This is a genomic window from Flavobacterium xizangense (genome assembly GCF_054075145.1).
The window spans coordinates 1-323 of record NZ_JBSIPG010000046.1 but is presented as its reverse complement, the minus strand read 5'-3'; the positions used below and the strand labels follow the sequence as shown (position 1 = coordinate 323).

1 protein-coding gene is annotated in these 323 nt (G+C 49.8%); it reads right to left on the bottom strand.

Features of this window, described 5'->3' with window-relative positions:
* The coding region (locus ACWA1B_RS22440; protein ID WP_456910805.1) for a hypothetical protein at positions 1-323 on the bottom strand (323 nt) is incomplete at both ends.

Genomic DNA, 323 nt, shown 5'->3' with positions numbered 1-323 from the left:
GTGGCCGCCGTTATGATTTTTGAAGGCTTCGGAGTTACCGTCAACTGAAGTTCCTGATCCGCCGTACATCCGTTGTTCAATATCGGATAAGTGCCCCCGACGGTATAGTCAACTGAGTTTGCAGACCATGTATAAGCCTCGCCTGAGCAGATCGTGGCCGTTGTTATGATTTTTGAAGGCTTCGGAGTTACCGTCAAATGAAGTTCCTGATCGGCCGTGCATCCGTTGTTCAATATCGGATAAGTCCCCCCGACGGTATAGTCAACTGAGTTTGCAGACCATGTATAAGTCTCCCCCGAGCAGATCGTGGCCGTCGTTATGAT